This is a genomic window from Haloterrigena sp. H1 (genome assembly GCF_005938085.1).
Taxonomy (GTDB): Archaea; Halobacteriota; Halobacteria; order Halobacteriales; family Natrialbaceae; genus Natrinema.
In genome coordinates, this window is the sequence record NZ_SMZK01000002.1 from 359,167 (window position 1) to 377,868 (window position 18,702).

Genomic DNA, 18,702 nt, shown 5'->3' on the forward strand with positions numbered 1-18,702 from the left:
CACCGACTGTGACCGCACTCTGCAGATGGGTGCCAAAAGAACAGCTAACAGACAATATCAAACGTGAACGACTTCTCATATACTGTAAATAGCAGCAAGTAATTAAAACACTTGGCCGAACTAAGTGGGCTTGCCCGCCCTCTTCGAGAGGCGACGACGACCGATGGCTGGCTCTTATTATCGAGGTACCCTTCGACTGTACCGGTCTCGAGCCCATTCATCCTTCGTCACTACTGCCGGACCAGATACACAACCGTCGTGAGCCAGAAGGCCCCTGCAAAGGCGTAATCGCGTCACCGAAAGGATTCTCCGAACCGAACTGTAGCGCTGTCAGAATGTACGTCAGTGCGGGGAAAGCGAGCGGACTGCCGACATACGGAAGCCCGCTCATCGTTGAATTCGCATCCGACTCGGCATTCGCTCATGCGTCGCGAATGAGGACAACTGGCGTGATGATCGACGTGATAAGCAGGAACATAGAGCGTGTCATAGAATCGGTCACAGGCCCATTCGACTCCGCAGTGGACGGTCAGTATAGAGCAAGAATTTAGCAGTCGTACGATCGTGAGCCGTTCTTGACGGGCACCGAGAGAGTCCTCGAGGCTACTGATGCGCCCTGCTCCCGTACGTGAACTTCGACAGTTGTTGTGTTCCCCACCGAGAGCGTCTCGTCATCTTCCAATACCCAGAATACGTTGTTCGTCACACTACCCTGTCCTTCGATTGTTCCAACCGTCCGATTTTTTGTCTGGTTCAACTGCAGGACAACCGCTTGAGTGTCGTCACTGTGTGCTGCCGGGATGCTAACTGTGATCTCTCCCAGTACACTGAGATGATCTCCTGGTGTCCCACTCCCAAGACAGGTTTCGACCGCGCCGTTCGTGTCTGGGTATTCAGTGTCATCGTTGAGACGAATCGAGAGATCGACGTCGGAAACCGTAATGTTCTCGTCGGGTTGCGTGTCTGTCACCCCACCGAGTACTGCGATCGTCCCGATGGACGCTACAATGATGACGAGAAACACCGCAATCATCCGCCGGCTAGGCGGCCAGTTGAGAAGCCATGACAAGATGTTGAGATCCATATACTAGATTCTCAACCGGAATATCACAAGTCTTGGGGCGTTTGCACGTACTCGTATCCACAATCTTCTGTCAAATTCATACGTCGTTCATATAATACACGCAGACCAACTTGTCGGTCCATTCGCCATAGATGAGAGTGTTATCAGATGATCACGACACTGACACTTGTTTAGCTTTGGCGACCGAATTACGAGTGAAGATGCGGAATTCCGATATCACAATACTCCGTCTCTTCGCTTTCTACGGAGATAACGAGATTGTAGCTGTGTCGTCTAGCGATCCTACAGAGCAAAAAAGCTATATCACCAGGGTTGCCGCACTTTCCCATGCCTACGCGCCGACAGTATCTCACGGCTCTCGCGGGAGGCCTCACCGTCGGCACCATCGCCCGCGCGGACGACATCCACCGCTACAAAAACCGCTCCTCACTTCGATTTCTCACCGCCCCCGAACAATTCGTCCAACCGGAGAAAACAAAACACACTCCCGACCTCCGATACTTCATCCGCCACTTCACCCAGCGAACCGACGCAGCATACGGTCTGTATGATGTCGTCACGGATGTTGAAACCGTCCAGCGGACCAAAGAGGGGGACTGTGCAGACCTCGCAAATTTCGTCGCAAGTTGGCTCCTCTATCGCCGAGACACCGACGTTCAATTGCTCGTCCTCCGACCAACAGCAGAGATCGCACAGGCACACGTTGCCGTCATCAACGAGGATCACGTGTACGACGCCACGGGGCACTATCGATCGGTCGACCAGTATGTGGACTACTCCTCGATGAAACCCGTCGCACGAACAACCATCCGTCAGACCGGGTAGGTCCCGTTCAGAGCCGCGAGACCTCCCGGTCATGTCTTGACAGAAGTGGTGACCACCGCCGAACAACCTGGGTACGAAGCCCGATATGCTTTATTGGCAGCCATTGTAGGCTCAGTATGGCAGACGACGAACAAGAACCCGAGACCGAAGCGGAATCGGCAGACAACGAGACGGAACGCGAAGGTGAGCGAGTGATGAACCGGGCAGACGGCGCAGAGATCCTGCGAGAAGTCGCTACCGGTGTCGAGAACGGGATGATCGACATCGAAGGTGAGAACGGCTTCATGGTGGCGGTACCAGAGCGCTTCGAACTGGAAGTCGAGTACGAGGTCACTGACGACGAGGCCGAGCTAGAAGTCGAACTCGAATGGCAGATGGAAGACGGCGAAGCGGTATCGGCAGATGAGTGACTCGAACGGCGGCCCCTGTGAACCGCCTCGGGGCTTGAGTGGTCTGCGTCACTTCTGAATCGTGGCTACGCCAGTACGCCGTTCGAATCCGGCGGCTCAAGCGGATGCTTCCAAAACGAGTATTCAAACCAAATCCCGATCACTCTGACCTCGAGGCAGTTCACGCTGGTATGACGGCCGCCACGTGTCGACGCCGTGCCTCCCGGGTGCCGACGGCGAGGAGGACGCCCCCGACGAGCGCCAGCAGGCCGGCTTCGGCGATTGGCGATACGCTGACGACAACTCCCCATCCCGCCGCGACGCCGACGACGAATCCCGTCTGGACGACGAGAATCGCGGCGAGGGCGTACCGACGGCCGGCGGTAGCGTACAGCGACCCGACGACGGCCGTCTCGGCGGCGGCGTGCCCAGCGACGACGAGGGCGCCCGCCAGACCGAGCGCCGCATCGGCGGCGTAGACGGTGGCGAGAAGGACGCCTTCGAGGCCGCGGTGGAGCGTCACGGCTCCCAACGCAGCGTCCGCACAGGTACCGCAGTCCGTGATCGCCGCATCGCGGGCGACATAGACGACGCCAACGCCGGCTGCTGTACCGACGAGGGTCGCTGCCGCTGCCTGCGTGGCGGCGAGCGCCAGCGCTGCGGCGCCGAGCACGAACACGAGAACTGGGAGAGCCGCTCGCCCCGGCGACCACGGAAGTCGGCCGTACGCGCCCAGAACGAAACCGCCGCCGAGCAGACTGACGAGGACGACGCCAGCGGCGACAAGCGGGAAGGGGAGACCCGTCGCGGTGGTGGTCGCGCCGTGGGCGGTCGCCGGCGGCGATAGGAGGGCGACACCGAGTGCGGCGACAGCCGCGCGTCGGGGGATCGAACTCATTTCCACGGGTTCGGCACGAGGTCGGCCTGTATCTCCGCACCCACCTCGATCCGGCAGTCGGAGCGCGGTTCGGCCACACAGAGCAGGACGTAACCGTCCTGTCGGTGTCGGGGTTTTAACCCCCGCGGGCGTTTGACGTGGACGAGGTCGCCCTCTAGCAGGCGTCCAGTGCAGGTGGCGCAAGCACCGTACAGACAGCCGTAGGGGACGCCGAGGCCTGCACGCTCAGTAGCGTCGATGACCGTCTCGGCCTCCCGAACCTCGACGGTCGCCTCCCGGCCGTCGCGCCACTCCAGAGTGACTGCGTGGGGCATCGGCGGCTACTGCCAGACGTCGCTGGTGCAGTCGCCGCCGGGCCAGCGAATCTCGTGGGCGCGGGCCGGGCCACCCGGGGCGTCGCCGAAGTCGACGAGGAAGTCCTCGTCGAGTTCCATCCGTCCCTCGTCGGGGTAGACGTCCGCCTTCATCATCAGCGACCCCTGCTCGCCAATTTCGGGGTAGAACTGGTTGTCCCACGAGGAGAACAGGGACGTCGTCCAGTAGACGCGCTTGCCGTCGCGGGAGAGTTGGAGCATCTGGGGCGCGCCACGGATTTCAGTGCCCTGAATCTCCTGTCGGTCGGCGAAGTTACCACCGGCCCAGATCCGATCGACCAGCCGAGGGTTGCCGAAGTCGCTCACGTCGTACATCCGCATGTCGCCGTGCAGCCAGTTCGAGAAGAACAGGTACTGGTCGTCCAGTGAGAGGACGATGTCCGTCACGAGACCGGGGACGGGCATGTCCCAGTCGGGATGCTCGCGGGACTCGACGTCGATGACCTTCTCCCACTCCCACACGCCGTCGCTCTCCTCCCAGAAGCGGAGGATATTCGAGGAGAGCGCCGCACCGACGTAGCCCTGGGTCTCCTCGGGATCGTGCGGCATGCGAATCTCCAGCGGAATCAGCCCCTCCTCGCCGAAGTCCAGGGTCTGCTGGTGCTCCTTGTTCTCCCAGTCCCAGATGTGGATGCTGTCGCCGTACTTGCCCTCCTCGACATCGTCGAGGTCGAAGCCGGGGTAGTAGGTATTCGGCGCGGCCCACTCCGTCGAGATCATCACGTTGTGACGGGGCTGGTACCAGTAGTCGTAGTTCATCTCCATGTCGCCGCTATCGGCTTCCCAGTGGCCGTCAATGGAGAAGTCACTCTGGTCCAACTGGAGGAAGCCACCAGGGAGTTCGCCGTTGGCGTCCCCAAGCATACTGATGACGACCTTCCCACCGGGGACACAGTGAACCGTGTGCGGCGCAGATAGATCGTATTCGAAGATCTCCTCGGGTTCGATGACCTTCTCGATCTCCATGTTACGCGGGTCCTCGGCGTCGAGGATGTGGATGCGGGAGGACCGCTGTCCGGGGACGATGAGGTGATCGCGCATCAGCCCCTCGGTGTGACACGATGACGAACAGGAGTTCCAGCCGAAGTGGTGGAGTTCGTCGCCCTTGTTCGGCATCTCGACGGTGTCGACCAGTTCGCTGTACGTGTCCGATTCGGGGTCGAGGTCGACGACGCCGATGAAGTCGGAGCCGTCGACGTCCATCCCGACACGGAGCGCGATGACGAACGCCGTCTTCTCGCGCTCCGACTCGGTCCGCATCGCCGCGGGCGTCGGATAGCCCGGTCCCTCTACCTCGTGGTGTTCGTGTCCGTGCTTCTCGGCCGCGCTGCTAGGTTCGTCAGTGCTCATGCGAGACAGTAACACTCACATGGTGTGCATAAATAATAATTCAGTTGTCGAGCGACAACTCGTGTCGGTCGCTCGACCCTAGAGCAACCTTATGGGCTGGCCGGCGTCTGTCGTGATGGAGGAGTTGTCCCTCGAGGGAAGGAACCTTGCGCAGTTTTTGACGTTCACCTGTGTGACAGATGATCCGTCCAAAGTTGGCCGTTGGGCTCTCGCCCATCTCTCGACGAGCGAGTGCAATGCATGCCGCCTCGAGTCTGGCGTCTTTTGTGAGCCCCCAGAGGGAGCGGCGGTCTTCTCGAGTTCAGTTCGATTCGACTCGAGGAACAGTGATCGAACATAGCTACGAGCAGTAGCTTCTGGGAAACGTTCGACGATTCGGGCACCCAGAACGACGAGATGCACAGTACGATCGAAGCATGGATCCAGGACCTCGTCGACGAGGTCAATGACGCCGTCTCGAGCGAGCAGTTCACAGAGTGGTTAGACGTCCAGAGTCGGTTCCACGACTACTCGCACCGAAACACGCTGTTGATCGAACTTCAATGCCCACACGCGACACGCGCTACCGAACGTGGCAAAACGAGTTTGGCCGACACGTCAAAGAAGGCGAGACGGCGAGCTGTATCTGAGCGCCCATCATCAGAAAACAGTGTCCTGACTGGAGGAACTCCTCCTCGTACCACGAGCTCAGTGACTGTGAGTATGAGGACACCCCACCGGACAGTTGGGAAAAGGGACTCGTGGGCTTTCGACCAGTGCCCGTCTTCGATATTTCGCAGACTGACGGCGAGCCATTGCCCGACCTCGAGACCGAAGCGAGAGGTGATGCTGACGAGTTGGTTCCTGCACTCCTCAAGATAGCAGACTTACTCGAGGTGGACGTAGAGAGGTGGTCAGAGCTCTACTGGTCGACTTTCACCAAGACCTTGATTGCGTCTCGCTCGTCCATCGCCTCATATCCCTCGGGGACGCTGTCGATGTCAACGATCTTCGTGAAGATCGGAGATGGATCAAGGGTACCCTGCAGTACGTCTTCCATGAGTTCTTCGGCGTATGCACGGACGGGTGCAGGGCCACCGGTGAACGACGCGTTGCTGAGGAAAAGCGGCTGAAGGAACGACGGGTCCTCGACGTGCGGGACACCAACATATCCGATATTGCCACCGGGGCGGACCACACTCGCAGCGGTCTCCAGCGAGGACTCCGCGCCGACGCATTCGAGGACGTGATTCGCGCCACCGTACGTGAGTTCCCGAACTTCCTCGATGGCTTCTTCGCCGCGGCTGGCGACAGTTTCTGTCGCGCCGAGGTCCTCGGCAAGCTCAAGACGGTCCTCGTGGTGACCAACTGCGATAATGCGCTCTGCACCAAGCCGCTTAGAGGCGAGGACGGCACAGAGCCCGACAGCACCGTCGCCGATAACGACAGCCGTGTCACCGGCCTGGACATCCGCACAGACGGCGGCGTGGTGACCCGTACACATCACGTCTGTCAGCGGGAGGAGTGCTTCGAGCGTGTCCTCGTCGTTGGCGTACCTGTCAGGGACACGGACGAGCGTACCGTCAGCCTGCGGCGCGCGGAGTTTCTCACCCTGCGCGCCGCGACCTTCGCCGCCCCAGAAACTGCCGTTCGGGCACGACGTGTGGAGTCCCTTGCGACAGAACTCGCACTCGCCGCAGCTGGTAGAGAACGGAGCGAACACGCGGTCGCCAGGTTCGACCGACCGGACATCGTCACCGACTTCCTCAACGATACCCATCGGTTCGTGACCAACAGGTTCACCCTCTTCCTTCTCCTCCTCACCGCGGTAGAACCAGAGGTCGGACCCGCAGACGGCGGTGTGTGTAACGCGGATGATAGCATCTGTCGGTTCCTCAACCGACGGATCGGGTCTGTCTTCGATACGGATGTCACCGGGACCACGATAGACTGCTGCCTTCATAATCGTATACAGTCTACTGTGCGGCCCAAGACTGGATATCGCTGATGCTATCCAGATAGGTCATTTAAATAGCGCCAGAAGCTTTCCTCTCTTCCAGACAAAAACCACTCGGCAATTTCGTGACTATCTGGAAATTGTGTCTACTGGAACCTGAGTGTCAAGGGAGGTGGTGATAAGTTGCCGTTCCCCACGGCGGAGAAGACTCGACAGCGACGGTTGTGAGATACCGAGTTCCTTGGCAAGCTCTTCGGCTGTAACCTGGCGCGGGCTCTCATAGTAGCCACGAGAGATAGCGAGGTTGAGGGCCTCTCGTTGCCGGTCAGTCAATCCATGTTGGGACGAATCGTCAGAGGAAGATGGTTCGGAAGTAATGGAGATGAGATCGAGAGAGATACTGTGGTTCTCGCAACTCTTTCGGAATTCATTGAAGGCCTCGTATTTCTTGAACACCTTCGTTTCGTGCCACCCTTCGGTAGTGATGGTAGTCGGTTCTAACTGTGCTCCGTCGAAATCAGGGGAAAGCGCCTGTGATACTGATTCCTCCAGTTCAACGATGAGCTTGTATATCGTCTTCTCACTTGTTTCTCCCACTGAATCAGCCTTCACGACTTCTTCGAGAGCCAGCAGGTCGTTTCTGGAGATATCATCTTCGTGATTAAACTGAACGGTAAATTCCTGCACGTCCGGTTGAAAACAGAGCGCGTGAATACACTCTATTTCGTCGGGTTGCAGTGTCTTCGGAATACTGACAAGCGGAAGAGAGGACGACTGGAGGACGAACTCGGTAGTGATAGCCATCATAGAGAGGTGCGCTATCTGGGCAGTTAATCTTCTGGATCCACTCAGATAGGTACAGACTGTACGAGATACGATCGAATTCTCCGCAGGATAGAAATAACGGCTGGTTGGCACAGCCAGCGGTTCGCCTGTTCGACCGTAGCGAGGGCAATTTCGTCCCGCGAGAACAGGTCACGAACCGCGAACCGTAATCTCCCACCTGCGGTTGGGAACCCCCATCCTCAGCGAGCGCCCGAATGGGTGCGAGCAGGGCAGAGAAGATATCAATCGTCCGAAGATGTTCCGTCGCCGAGTTCCGACAAAAGCGTGTCAGCTGCAGCGCTGGAAGACAGAGGACCACGGGCCGTAATCAAGTCGCCGTCAACGATAACGTTCTCCTCGGCATCAGGATCAGCATCCCAATTGGCACCAGCAGCCCGCACTTCATCTTCAACCCAGTAGGGGAGCTTACGCCCATCTGGCAAGCGGTCATTCTCGTCAACGAGGTCTTCCTCCCACGCGTTAGGGAATCCGGTCACATCTCGGTCTGCGACTAGATAGTCACCATCACTGGTACGCGTGAACGCCATTAGTCCAGCAGCGTGACAGACGACTAATGCCTTTCCGTCGTTACCCTCGACTGCATCGCGCAGGAGCGCGCGAGCGTGACTGTCGGTGTTGATATCCCACATTGTCCCGTGTCCTCCCGGGAACACCACGACATCGTAGTTCGTTGAGTCGACGCTGGCGATTGGCTCGGGATTCTGAATTCCTTCGTAACCCTCGTGGAGGTCTTGAGCGAGTTCTGCTGCCTCCTCGGTGACGAAAGCATTGTCAGGATTCAGTGAGGTCTCATCGATGACCGGTTTCGATCCCGATGGAGTCGCGATGTCAATATCAAAGTCCTTGTTTCTGAGTTCGTCAAGTGGATTCGCGCATTCTTCGCCCCAATAGCCTTCTTCACTGATAACAAACAGAGCAGATGGCATCGATTTCGTGTCGAGATCTGGAACGGAAAAGTAACTGGATAGGGTTGTGTATCGCCGCTACATTACTCTCGCAGCCAACACCGTTCCTGAAATCCACTCACAAGCACCTATACCCGAATCATACGATTGATTGCCGCGCAACTATGATCGACATACCTTCTGAGAAATTACAACACATAGCAATATTATTGGCCTAGCCCGGTTATCGCCAGTCACAAGTTAGTGGCTTGGACTCGAGTGCCTTGAGACGCTGCTCTATCGCCGTGAGCACCGTCGAATACACCTCAAGTGCTACCAGACGTTGATTCGGCAACCACTATTCGGTTCGTAGTAACTTCTATCGTTCCCCTGGTGGGTGTCGACTGCGTGACCGTGTTCACATACTTCACCTGGGTGAATCTGCCGTTCCGGTAGGTGTTGCTGGGATCGAAACGCCCTCTATCTGGGTACCGAATGGTAGGTGTGCGAAATTCAAACCGCGAATGGATATTCGCCGAACGTCCCGAGGGCGAGCCAGACATGGACAGCTTCGAACTCCGTGAGCGCGACATTCCGGACCCGAAATTCGGACAACTCCTTGTCCGCGTTCGCTACCTCTCAGTTGATCCGTATATGCGGGGACGGATGCGGGACACCGAATCGTACGCAGAGCCGTGGGAGGTTGGCGACGTAATGCACGGCGCCGTTGTTGGTGAGGTCGTCGAAAGTAAGAGCGACGCCTACGACGCTGGCGATCTTGTGACAGGAAACGGAACCTGGGCAGACTACAGTCTCCTTGATGCCGATAGCGTCATGCCCGTTGACCCCGATGTGGCGGACCCTCCTGCGTACCTTGGCGTCCTCGGAATGCCGGGCCGAACAGCGTACTTTGGACTGCTCGAAGTTGGTGACCCTAATCCGGGGGATACAGTTGTCGTCTCTGGAGCGGCCGGCGCAGTCGGCTCCGTCGTCGGGCAGATTGCGAAGATGAGTGGCTGTCGCGTTGTTGGATTTGCTGGCTCCGAGGCGAAAGTCGATTGGCTTACCGAGGAGCTCGGCTTCGATACCGCGATCAACTACAAAGAGGTTGATGATTACGAGGCAGCACTGGATGATGCTGCACCAAGTGGCGTTGATGTCTACTTCGACAACGTCGGAGGTCCGATCACGGATGCGGTGTTTACAAAGCTGAACCTTGACGCCCGCGTCGCCGTCTGCGGGCAAATTGCCCACTATAACGACGAGGAAGTGGCGACGGGGCCACGGAAGCTTACACAACTCATCGCAACGCGAGCAAAAGTGCAGGGACTACTCGTTGCTGACTATGCCACTCGGTTCGAGGAAGCTAGCGAACAACTTGGCGAGTGGGTTGCGGCCGGTGACATCGCTCATCGCGAGACCATCGTCTCCGGACTCGAAAACGCACCCGACGCATTCCTCGGATTGTTCTCCGGAGACAATATCGGAAAACAGGTCGTCAAAATATCCGATTAAGATCTTCTCCGGTGTGAACTGCCCCGCCCTACTCGCTGTCTTCGGCGACTCGTTGAGGGTGGGGCTTAGCAGCTTCACCACCACTCCTAACAGCACCCCAGCTGCTCAAGTCCGGCGTGTTTTGTGAGACCCCAGAGGGGCGGAGGTCTTCTCGGGTTCAGTTCAATTCGATTCGACTCGAGAAGCACTAATCAAACATGGCTACGAGCAACAGCTCCCGGGAAACGTTCGACGATTCGGACATCCGGCACGACGAGATGCACAGTACGATCGAAGCATGGATCCAAGACCTCGTCGACGAAGTCGATGACGCCGTCTCGAGCGAGCAGTTCACAGAGTGGCTCGACGTTCAGAGCCGCTTCCACGACTACTCCCACCGAAACACGCTGTTGATCAAACTCCAGTGTCCGCATGCAACGCGCGTTGCCGGCTACCGAACATGGCAAAACGAGTTTGACCGACACGTCAAAGAAGGGGAGACGACGATCTGGAACGAGGAGCGCAGCGGCGGTCGTGGGATGCCGAGCGGCAGAGGGCTTTCAGGAGTGCCGGCGCTGGATGCTCGGCATAACCGCAAGTGGATGAAGGCCACTCGCAGAATGGTTACTCTTCGAGACGCTGGAGCAGTTGCGTGACATAGGGGCTGTTCTCCCAGCTACGATGCGGGCTGATCGTCGTGATCAGTGTTCTCGATTCCTCCTTGGCTATATGCCCGTTCCGGAAGTAGTCGCAGATGAGCCGCGGTGTCGGGACGATCCGCGGCCCCTGAAGCACGGCGTGGATGAGTGGAAAGTTCGTTCCGCCGAACTCGTCGGTGAGAAACCCGTCGACGGCGAGCGCGTTCGCAAGGACGATGCCATCAGTTTCGCCGTCATCGAGGCCGAAAGTCGGCCGAGAGTCCGGGGTATCGTCGCGTTCGTAGGGACCCTCGACGGTATAGTGGTTGCGGGCCGCGAGGACGTTACTCGCAGCCGCGGCGTGGATATCCTGATACTGTGTGATGTCGCGGAGTTCTTCGGCCACTTCCGGTGGCACGAACACGTCACAGGAGGTGAGAAGGTACTGGAGTGGGTCCGGAGCGCCAATGTCAACGGCAGCGTCGGCACGGGGCACGGCGAGACTGACGAGTGCACTGGTGTCGGCGACGACCGTTCGCAGTCGTGGACTGCTCATCGATCGTCGTCGACCGCGGTGTCGACCGTCGTCACATCGCCCTCGTAGACGTCGATGTCGTCGGGGGCAGCGAGATCGAGAGGCTCGTCTTCGAGGTCCGCTTTGAGAAGGCGGAGCCGCTGGGCCGTCTCGGCACCGACCAACTGCTTGACCATCTCGAACTCGAGCTGGTCGTCGTAGTACTTTGTCGCGACGAGTTCCTGGAACGTCTCGCTGTCGGCAGTGTCTTCGATGTACTCTCGGATGGCCTCGACGAGGAGATCCGTCCGATCCTTATCGAAGAGTTCCGCAATCGCATCGAGCCGGTCGATGAGGTACTCCGGCGACTGGAAGTGAACCCGTCGCGGATCGTCGCTTGCACTCATTCTATGTGCAGGTTCTGCACATAGTTCCATAACGGTTTCGGCGTATGCACAGAGCTTGCACATCAAACCCTGTGAGACAGGAATCGCTCACGCTGGTCTCAGCCGTCGTCCTGTGTGTTCAGTTCTTCGAGGAACTGGCCAGCGGTCGTCCTGATACGAACGCCGTCGACGTTGCGCAGCTTGAGGTCGTGCGTGGTGGTCCGAAAGGGTAGTCGTCGACGAGGACGCGATGGATAATCGTCTCGAGGGTCGCTTGTATGGTCAACCACCCCAATCTATTTCGCTCACCCTGACGGGTTCGCTCGTTAAGGGTGGGGCTTGTCCGTGGACTCGGCCTCTGTCTCATCAGAGTACGGGGTGTATCCTCGATTCGGCGTCACTGTCCCAGACTTCAGGGCGTATTGACTGACGCCCCTCCCACGCGAGGACTGTTGCTCGCGTCGGAGATACACATCTGCCACGTTCTTGGCAGCATTGTAATCAGCGTGATTCTGATTCCCGCACTGCTGGCACTCAAACGCATCCCGACTTGGGCGATTATCGTCATGGATATTTGCCACGCTGTGGAGGACGTGTTTCACGTACTCGTCTTCCTGTCCGTTCACAGCTTCAAGCGTGCGATGCACGTTCCGCGTGCCACACTCTTGGAGGTCGCCACGCACGCGCTCAAACCTCTCGTCGCTTGGGGTTGAGTTCACCAGCCGAGAAAAAGCGGGCTGTGCTGGTGACAGCGATTTCGTTGACGCCGAGGTCAACGCCGAAAACCGTTCCGTTCTCGGTCATCTCTTCTTCGGCGTCTTGCTTGGGTTTGCGGAAGCCAAGGTGCAAGTACCACTCTCCGTCTCGATAATGGAGAGTGGATTCTGTGGGTTCCCACTCATCGCTGTCGATATACTGGTGCTGGTAGCTGTCCTTGTCGTCGGGAAGTACGAGGTTGGCTCGAACGCGAGAGTGGTCGCCGTGCGTAGTGAGCGAGACTTGCTCTTTCTCGGGGAAAACGGTCATCATCCGATTATCGTAGGTGACGGTCGGACTGGTGTACGTGGGTTTGCTGGCTTTTTCCGTCTTGACGGCGAGAGATACAGGACTTGATGTTCTCGGCTGCTTGATGGCACGCTAGGATAGCGTGTTGGCTGCCGAGACGTGTGTTCTCTCGTACATCGTTGTAGGCGAGGTTTTGTAGTCGGACTTGGAGTGACACCGCTCCCACGCCTTGTTCACGGCAATTTGGCATCCCTGTTCCACTCTCCGATGGTATCTCGGAGAAGTGGCTCGTCGGTGGGGGATACGGCGAGCCGCGTGATGGCAGTTCGGCGGTGGTAGTCGTCGTCCGGCACTATGTTCAATGTAGTGCTGAAGTTACTTGATGATTGGTAGTTGTCGGCTCCTCTCTTCCCTACTGCGTCCTCAGAAATGTCATAGATCAGGTGGGAGATCAGTTGTCTCGTCCCCACGTATATGCCTCACCGGCCTCGGTGCCGGCAGGGCGTCGCAGAAGGCACAGCCAGCGAGCGTCTGCTGCATCACTCGCTCACCTCATCGGCGTCGCGGGCAGCCGTCCAGCCTCGATGGAAAACAGCAAGCTGAGTGCTCGAGTCCCGCGCTTGGCGAGACGCATGCGTCTCGCTGCTCGTCGCTCGTTTCACTCGCGAAGATCTTTCCAAATCTTCTGGAAACCACCATTGGTACTATCAGAGGCTCAGATCGCGCCACCAGCAACGAGGAGCCCGACGATCACGAAGAGCGACACGAGAAGAGCGCCGGCCAGCGGCTTGTTCTCCATCGCTTTCTCGTGAAGTGGCATCTCCGCGTATTCTGTCCGGAACGCCTCGAGGTTGTGTTCGTCGTAGAAGTATTTCGTTTTGAACGCGAACCGTTCAGTGACCGCACAGCCCGTACAAACCGGCTCGTCCTCGAGTCGTTCAGTTCTGATGTGACTGCCACAGGCAATCGCTCCACAGTTGGCACAGTAAGTGTAGGCCTCGTCGCCGTCGCTCGTCTCACAGTGAACACAGCGGTGGATTCCGTTCTCGAGAGTTACTCGTGACGGCCCCGCTGCATAGTATTCATAGGAGTACGTGTACGCCTGTAGTTCGGTCGTCTGACGGACTTCTGGTAGGTACACTGGCTCGATCGATTGAACCGAGATGTCCGAGAGGTTCGGCTCGCAGGTCTTGTTGTATGTGACGTTGTTGTCACCAGTGTAGGTCACTGCCGTCGTGTGGTAGTCTTGCAGTCGGTCGACGGCCCACTCCTTGTACTCGGTCTGGGTCTGTCCGAACCGGCGTTCGGTGACTTGATCAAAGACCTTCTCAAATCGATCCTCGTCAAGGTCGACTGTCGTGTGAAGATTCTCGGTGACGAGCGTCGCGACATTGTCATCGGCTACCTCCGGATAGCCGCGTTCCGCATGGACGACGAACCGCGTTCGCTCGTTGATCTGGTGGATGACACCCACCGATGTCTCGAAGACCGCATTCGTATCGGCAGTAATCGAGACGACTGGACGGAACGTCACTTGCGAGTGTGGCTCCGGAAGGTTGGAAGCCTCGATGTTCTCGATGTCGCGGAACGCCTCTCGAACAGGTGTATCGACAGTCGCCGCCGGGTCGTAGGGACGTAGCGTCTCGTCACAGAGGATCTCGATGCGGCCGTTATAGAGGTCAAGACCGATCTCATCAGCAATCTCGCGGAGCTCCGTGCCGTCGATCAGCTCGATAGGATATGGATCGCCAGTCTGCTCGAGGCGGGTAGCGTACTCTTGGGCGGGACTGGTAAACCGACCTGTCGTGACGACCATTCCGCGCTTGGGTCCGTCGAAGTCAAACGTCGCAATGGCCGAATGAAGTTTCTGGACGACCGGCCGTCCGACAGTCCCTGTATGCTTACACTCGACAACAATCGCTCGCCGAGTCCCGTCGACGACCTCCTCCATCAGAATGTCTCGACCCTCGTCTGCCGTTTTTACGGCCTGCCGGACGTTTTCGTAGCCGAGGTTTCGGAAGACGTCTTCCATCAGATCCTCGAACTCGAATCCGGAGAAATTATCCAAGACAGCCATTTCGGAGATATTCAGAACATATTATTCAATTGCTAAATGTGTTCTGAGTCGCTTGAGTGTGTCAGATAGCGAGGGGTGGTGTTGAGTGAGACTGTCGATGTCGTTTTGGACCGCTTCCCGAATCGCGCCTGTGTGATCTGCCGTCTGATCTTCGAGAAGGTATGTTGCGACCCGTTCGTCAGCCGTCATTGTCACGCTCTCGTCAGTCGATGGCTGACTGGCCGGCCTCGGTTCAGTCGCTCGGTTCGTGACGGACTCCGAGAGCGCCGGATGTCCTGTCGTAGTGTCCCCTCATCTGGCACCACAGAACCTGCACCCGGGGTCACTGGGACTCGAGTAGAATCCAATTTGACCTATAGGTACGTCACTCGAGTGAGTAACCGGAAATTATGTGTTGTACTCTGGAAGAGGGTTGCAGAATAAGGAAATATAGTTTGTAGATGGGCACTTTAGTACTCTGCTACCCAAAGAAAAACTGTAGATGTCGAAGCAACCACCTGAAGTTGACGAATCGGCGACTGACGTACCTGGCATTGGCGATACGTTCCCCGCGCTGACCGTCGAGACGAGCATGGGCGAGCGATCGCTGCCCGACGACTACGAGGGCCAGTGGCTCGTCCTGTTCAGCCATCCCGGTGACTTTACGCCGGTCTGTACCTCCGAGTTCGTCGCCTTCGAGCAGCGCCGCGAGGAGTTCGAGGACCTGAACGCCGAACTGCTCGGGCTGTCGGTCGATCGCGTTCACTCGCACATCAAGTGGACCGAGTGGATCGCCGAGAACCTCGACGTCGACATTCAGTTCCCGATCATCGCCGACGATCAGGGGACAGTCGCTCAGCAACTCGGCATGCTCCACCCCGGTGCGGGGACGGCAACCGTCCGCACCGTCTTCGTCATCGACCCCGAGGGAACGGTCCGACTGCGCTTGACCTATCCGATGGAGATCGGCCGTAATATCGACGAAGTCCTCCGCTCGCTGCGTGCCCTCCAGAAAAGCGACGACGACGGCGTCGCTGCTCCCGCAGACTGGCCGAACAACGAGAAGTTCGACGATCAAGTCCTCCTGTCGCCGCCGGGCACCGAAGCGGACGCCGCAGCGCGCAAAGCCGAGGCCGCCGACGACGACGACCTGAACTACTACGACTGGTGGTTCGTCACCCGCGACCAGTAACGGACTCCTGAACGGTAGTCCGCTGGCGATATCTGTGATCGAGTGTCAGCCATCGAGCCCAATACTATTCTTCTCTGAAGCGACAGCGCTGTGTACACTGTCCGAACCGTCTCGAGGCGTTCCCGGAGTATTTTGCACGTAGTGCAAACTATCCAGCGACCGAACAGCCAGTACACACGAGTTGCTCTCGAGTCACTCAGTTTTGATGCAGTTGCCACAGGTGATCACCTTACACTTGGCACAGGGGGTATCAGTCTCGCCGCCACTGCTTATTCCGCGATGGGTTAACGGTGGATACAGCCTTTTAGGCTGCTTGTATTGGCTCTAGCGCATACTCGCAAGCGAAGGTGTACGTCTCCAGTTCTCGATAGGTGAGGGGATCGAGACTCGTACCACACCGGTGACCACGTTCGGACGGATGATTCTCGATATGTACTATCGTAGACAGAAGTATTTTGTATGGATACTACAATACTACACAATACGATGGTGCAGAATTCGACGCAACACGTGTGGGTCGCAACGACCACCGAGTCCGGCCGACGCGGCAGAGGGGGAGAACGATGATCGGACACGTACTCGAAACGGTCAAACAAAACCTCATCTACGTCGTAGTGGCGTCGCTGTTCGCGGGGCTGGCTGCCGGCCAAGTCGTAGGGCCGGAGACGCGCTCGCTCCTCAAGCAGGCAGTCTTGCCAGCGCTGTTCGTGATGATCTATCCGATGATGATCAACCTGGACGTGCGGGAGATCCTCCAGGTCAGACATCACTTCCGGGCGGTTGTGCTGGGTCTCGTGATGAACTTCGTGATCGCGCCGGTGTTCGCCGTCGGTCTCGCCCAACTGTTCTTCGCGGGGAATCCCTACTACGCAGTCGGACTGTACCTGATCGCGCTGATCCCGACATCGGGGATGACGGCGGCCTGGACCGGACTGGCGGGGGGTGATCTTGAGAACGCCCTCGTCGCGATCGCCGTGAACCTGATCGCAGCGGTGTTCGTCTTGCCGCCGTATCTGTCGGTGCTCGTCGGGGATGCGGTCGGATTCGATCCCGCCGCGCTTTACCGCCAGCTGGCGATCGTCGTCGTGATTCCGATGGTTGCCGGTAACCTGACCCGGCGGTGGCTGTTACACCGGCGCGGCGCTGCGGGATTCAAGCGCCTCAAGCCGAAACTCGGCGGAGTCAGTTCCCTCGGCGTGATGGTCATCGTGTTCATCGCCATGACGATGCAATCGGAGAGTATCCTCTCAGCGCCCGTCGCTTCGGCGCTCGTGATCGTGCCGCTGGTGGCCTTCTACGCACTAATTCTCGCCACCGGAGCCGCTATCGGTCGTACGCTGCTCGAGGATTCCCAATCGGTCGCACTCGTGTACGCGACCAGTATGCGTAACCTCTCGATCGCGCTGGCTATTGCAGCTGCGCCCGGGTTCCCGCCGGCGGAAGCCGTCTTGCCGATCGCGCTCGCCTACCTCATCCAGCCACCACTCGGCGCAATGTACATGCACTATCGCCGTGACATCGTTGGGCAAGACCGGGGTCTCACCGAGGCCATTCGATCGTGGGGAACGACCCGGTAATTCTTCTCGAGTGCCCCCTGATTAGTCGTCGCCGACGACGCTCTCCTCGGTGGCGGCACACCGGTTCGGCCCCAGCTCGAGTTCGTCGGCCTCTTCCTCGCTCTCCAGTTCGCGTTTGCCCTCGTTCGTCGCGATGACTTCCTCGTAGTTCGGAGGCTTCTCCGGGATGGTATCGAACGCGGCCTGGACGTACTCCGCTTTGTCCATCTGGATCATCTCGTTGTGAGTCCGGATGTGCCCGATGGGGGACTGCATCGGCATCCCGGGCGTGACGCCGACGTACTCGCCGTCGTCGGTGACGTTGAAGTGTCCCGGAAGGACCGCCACGGTGTCCGGTTCGGCCATCAACTTCTGCAGCGTTTCGTAGAGCACCGCCGACGCCTCCTCGGCGTCACCACCTTCGAACTGGAGTTCGGTCCGGCCCACGGACTCGACGAACAGGGTATCGCCGGTCATGACCGCCTCGTCTTCGACCAGCCAGCTCGTCGAACCAGTAGTGTGACCGGGCGTGTGGATGCCCTTTATCGTGACTTCGCCGATGTCGACGGTGTCGTTGGGGTCGACGGGGTCGTACTCGAACTGCGGGTCCCGCGTCTCGATTTCGCTCCCGAGGTAGTACGGGACATCCAGCTCGTCGCGCAGACGCTTCCCGCCGCTCATCAGGTGGTCGGCGTGAATGTGCGTCTCGAAGATTGCCGTCACATTGAAGCCACGGTCCCGGGCGGTCTCGAGGAACTGCTGGGTGTGTCGAGAGGGGTCGATGATCGCCGCCTCGCCGGTGCGTCGGCACCCGACAACGTAGCCGAGACAACCCTTCGAGCGACGCTGGAGCTGAATGATCTCTATGTCGTCGTCACGCGTCGCGATAGGGACGACATCGTACACGCGGCTCCATGCCTCCATGCCGCCGTCGACAGAGGATACGTTCTCGTAGTCCCGTTCCTCGAGCCACTCGCCGAACGCTTGGGAGGCATTGCCGACGGCACAGATGGTGATGATTTCGGTGTCCTCGTCGAGTTCGTCTCGAACCGCGTCGAAATCGCCTCGGAGTTCCTCGTCCGTGGCCGAGTAATCCATGTTCTCGGCCGCCGCGATGTGCCAGTTCTCGTAGTCCTCGGGGCTTCGGTTGTCGAAGAGGACGAAGTCTTCGTCTCGATCGACCTTCTCTTTGAGTTCGTCTGCCGTGATTTTGTCAACCATGATTGAATATTTGTGTTGTCTAGATGTCGTTTACCCGCTCGTTAGTGTTCCCCA

At 58.5% G+C, this 18,702-nt stretch carries 17 protein-coding genes and 4 pseudogenes; 9 read left to right on the forward strand and 12 right to left on the reverse strand.

What is annotated here, in order from left to right; all coding sequences use genetic code 11:
- Positions 1 to 547 precede the first annotated feature (547 nt).
- On the reverse strand, positions 548 to 1,084 hold the full coding sequence (locus tag E2L06_RS17080; RefSeq protein WP_138782840.1) for a hypothetical protein: 537 nt from the start codon (positions 1,082 to 1,084) through the stop codon (positions 548 to 550).
- A 327-nt stretch (positions 1,085 to 1,411) separates the two neighbouring features.
- On the opposite strand from E2L06_RS17080, the gene E2L06_RS17085 reads away from it, so the two are divergent.
- Both E2L06_RS17085 and E2L06_RS17090 read left to right on the forward strand, forming a co-directional pair.
- Positions 1,412 to 1,909: a hypothetical protein gene (locus E2L06_RS17085; protein ID WP_138782841.1), complete on the forward strand. Its 498-nt coding sequence runs from the start codon at positions 1,412 to 1,414 to the stop codon at positions 1,907 to 1,909.
- 116 nt (positions 1,910 to 2,025) lie between these two features.
- A complete protein-coding gene (locus E2L06_RS17090; RefSeq protein WP_138782842.1) occupies positions 2,026 to 2,319 on the forward strand; it encodes an amphi-Trp domain-containing protein in 294 nt (97 codons plus the stop codon).
- A 160-nt stretch (positions 2,320 to 2,479) separates the two neighbouring features.
- Here the strand turns inward: E2L06_RS17090 and E2L06_RS17095 are convergent, their stop codons facing one another.
- From E2L06_RS17095 to E2L06_RS17105, 3 genes are read right to left on the reverse strand one after another with little or no spacing between them, the layout of a single operon-like run.
- The gene (locus tag E2L06_RS17095; RefSeq protein WP_138782843.1) at positions 2,480 to 3,196 is read right to left on the reverse strand and encodes a hypothetical protein; all 717 of its coding nucleotides are present in this window, start codon (positions 3,194 to 3,196) and stop codon (positions 2,480 to 2,482) included.
- A complete protein-coding gene (locus E2L06_RS17100) occupies positions 3,193 to 3,510 on the reverse strand; it encodes a 2Fe-2S iron-sulfur cluster-binding protein (RefSeq protein ID WP_138782844.1) in 318 nt (105 codons plus the stop codon). The genes E2L06_RS17095 and E2L06_RS17100 overlap by 4 nt, the downstream gene beginning before the upstream one ends.
- A gap of 6 nt (positions 3,511 to 3,516) precedes the next feature.
- Positions 3,517 to 4,920 (reverse strand): selenium-binding protein SBP56-related protein, encoded by a 1,404-nt coding sequence (locus E2L06_RS17105; RefSeq protein ID WP_138782845.1) that lies wholly within the window; start codon positions 4,918 to 4,920, stop codon positions 3,517 to 3,519.
- A 336-nt stretch (positions 4,921 to 5,256) separates the two neighbouring features.
- Here E2L06_RS17105 and E2L06_RS22500 point away from each other — a divergent pair.
- Positions 5,257 to 5,831: pseudogene (locus tag E2L06_RS22500) on the forward strand (DUF955 domain-containing protein); the annotation flags it as partial.
- On the opposite strand, the gene E2L06_RS17115 reads toward E2L06_RS22500, so the two are convergent.
- Positions 5,822 to 6,862, reverse strand: a complete 1,041-nt coding sequence (locus E2L06_RS17115; protein ID WP_138782846.1) for a zinc-dependent alcohol dehydrogenase family protein — start codon at positions 6,860 to 6,862, stop codon at positions 5,822 to 5,824. The pseudogene E2L06_RS22500 and the gene E2L06_RS17115 sit on opposite strands and share 10 nt — an antisense overlap.
- Positions 6,863 to 6,985: 123 nt before the next feature.
- Positions 6,986 to 7,660, reverse strand: coding sequence for a helix-turn-helix domain-containing protein (locus tag E2L06_RS17120; RefSeq protein ID WP_138782847.1), 675 nt, complete (start codon positions 7,658 to 7,660; stop codon positions 6,986 to 6,988).
- An 89-nt stretch (positions 7,661 to 7,749) separates the two neighbouring features.
- On the opposite strand from E2L06_RS17120, the pseudogene E2L06_RS23035 reads away from it, so the two are divergent.
- Positions 7,750 to 7,851, forward strand: a pseudogene (locus E2L06_RS23035) (transposase); the annotation flags it as partial.
- Positions 7,852 to 7,923: 72 nt separating this feature from the next.
- On the opposite strand, the gene E2L06_RS17130 reads toward E2L06_RS23035, so the two are convergent.
- Positions 7,924 to 8,628 carry a type 1 glutamine amidotransferase domain-containing protein gene (locus E2L06_RS17130; protein ID WP_138782848.1) on the reverse strand — a complete coding sequence of 235 codons (705 nt, stop codon included), beginning with the start codon at positions 8,626 to 8,628 and terminating at the stop codon, positions 7,924 to 7,926.
- Positions 8,629 to 9,090: 462 nt separating this feature from the next.
- Here E2L06_RS17130 and E2L06_RS17135 point away from each other — a divergent pair, with 462 nt between their 5' ends.
- A complete protein-coding gene (locus E2L06_RS17135; RefSeq protein ID WP_138782849.1) occupies positions 9,091 to 10,101 on the forward strand; it encodes an NADP-dependent oxidoreductase in 1,011 nt (336 codons plus the stop codon).
- A gap of 197 nt (positions 10,102 to 10,298) precedes the next feature.
- Positions 10,299 to 10,592 (forward strand): annotated as a pseudogene (locus E2L06_RS17140) (ArdC-like ssDNA-binding domain-containing protein); the annotation flags it as partial.
- A 112-nt stretch (positions 10,593 to 10,704) separates the two neighbouring features.
- On the opposite strand, the gene E2L06_RS17145 reads toward E2L06_RS17140, so the two are convergent.
- Together E2L06_RS17145 and E2L06_RS17150 are read right to left on the reverse strand one after the other, a co-directional pair.
- The gene (locus E2L06_RS17145) at positions 10,705 to 11,274 is read right to left on the reverse strand and encodes a hypothetical protein (RefSeq protein WP_138782850.1); all 570 of its coding nucleotides are present in this window, start codon (positions 11,272 to 11,274) and stop codon (positions 10,705 to 10,707) included.
- Positions 11,271 to 11,639, reverse strand: a complete 369-nt coding sequence (locus tag E2L06_RS17150; RefSeq protein WP_138782851.1) for a hypothetical protein — start codon at positions 11,637 to 11,639, stop codon at positions 11,271 to 11,273. Before E2L06_RS17150 ends, E2L06_RS17145 begins: the two co-directional genes overlap by 4 nt.
- Positions 11,640 to 11,710: 71 nt before the next feature.
- Here E2L06_RS17150 and E2L06_RS22070 point away from each other — a divergent pair, with 71 nt between their 5' ends.
- A complete protein-coding gene (locus E2L06_RS22070) occupies positions 11,711 to 11,851 on the forward strand; it encodes a hypothetical protein (RefSeq protein ID WP_171052420.1) in 141 nt (46 codons plus the stop codon).
- Between the two features lie 93 nt (positions 11,852 to 11,944).
- On the opposite strand, the pseudogene E2L06_RS17155 reads toward E2L06_RS22070, so the two are convergent.
- A pseudogene (locus E2L06_RS17155) lies at positions 11,945 to 12,976 on the reverse strand (RNA-guided endonuclease InsQ/TnpB family protein).
- A gap of 362 nt (positions 12,977 to 13,338) precedes the next feature.
- Complete coding sequence (locus tag E2L06_RS17160; RefSeq protein WP_138782852.1) at positions 13,339 to 14,700, reverse strand: restriction endonuclease; 1,362 nt, start codon at positions 14,698 to 14,700, stop codon at positions 13,339 to 13,341.
- A 481-nt stretch (positions 14,701 to 15,181) separates the two neighbouring features.
- Between E2L06_RS17160 and E2L06_RS17165 the strand changes: the two genes are divergently transcribed.
- Positions 15,182 to 15,871 (forward strand): peroxiredoxin, encoded by a 690-nt coding sequence (locus tag E2L06_RS17165; protein ID WP_138782853.1) that lies wholly within the window; start codon positions 15,182 to 15,184, stop codon positions 15,869 to 15,871.
- Positions 15,872 to 16,434: 563 nt separating this feature from the next.
- The gene (locus tag E2L06_RS17170; protein WP_138782854.1) at positions 16,435 to 17,448 is read left to right on the forward strand and encodes an arsenic resistance protein; all 1,014 of its coding nucleotides are present in this window, start codon (positions 16,435 to 16,437) and stop codon (positions 17,446 to 17,448) included.
- A gap of 21 nt (positions 17,449 to 17,469) precedes the next feature.
- On the opposite strand, the gene E2L06_RS17175 is transcribed toward E2L06_RS17170, so the two are convergent.
- Positions 17,470 to 18,648, reverse strand: coding sequence for a rhodanese-like domain-containing protein (locus E2L06_RS17175; protein ID WP_138782855.1), 1,179 nt, complete (start codon positions 18,646 to 18,648; stop codon positions 17,470 to 17,472).
- Positions 18,649 to 18,702 lie beyond the last annotated feature (54 nt).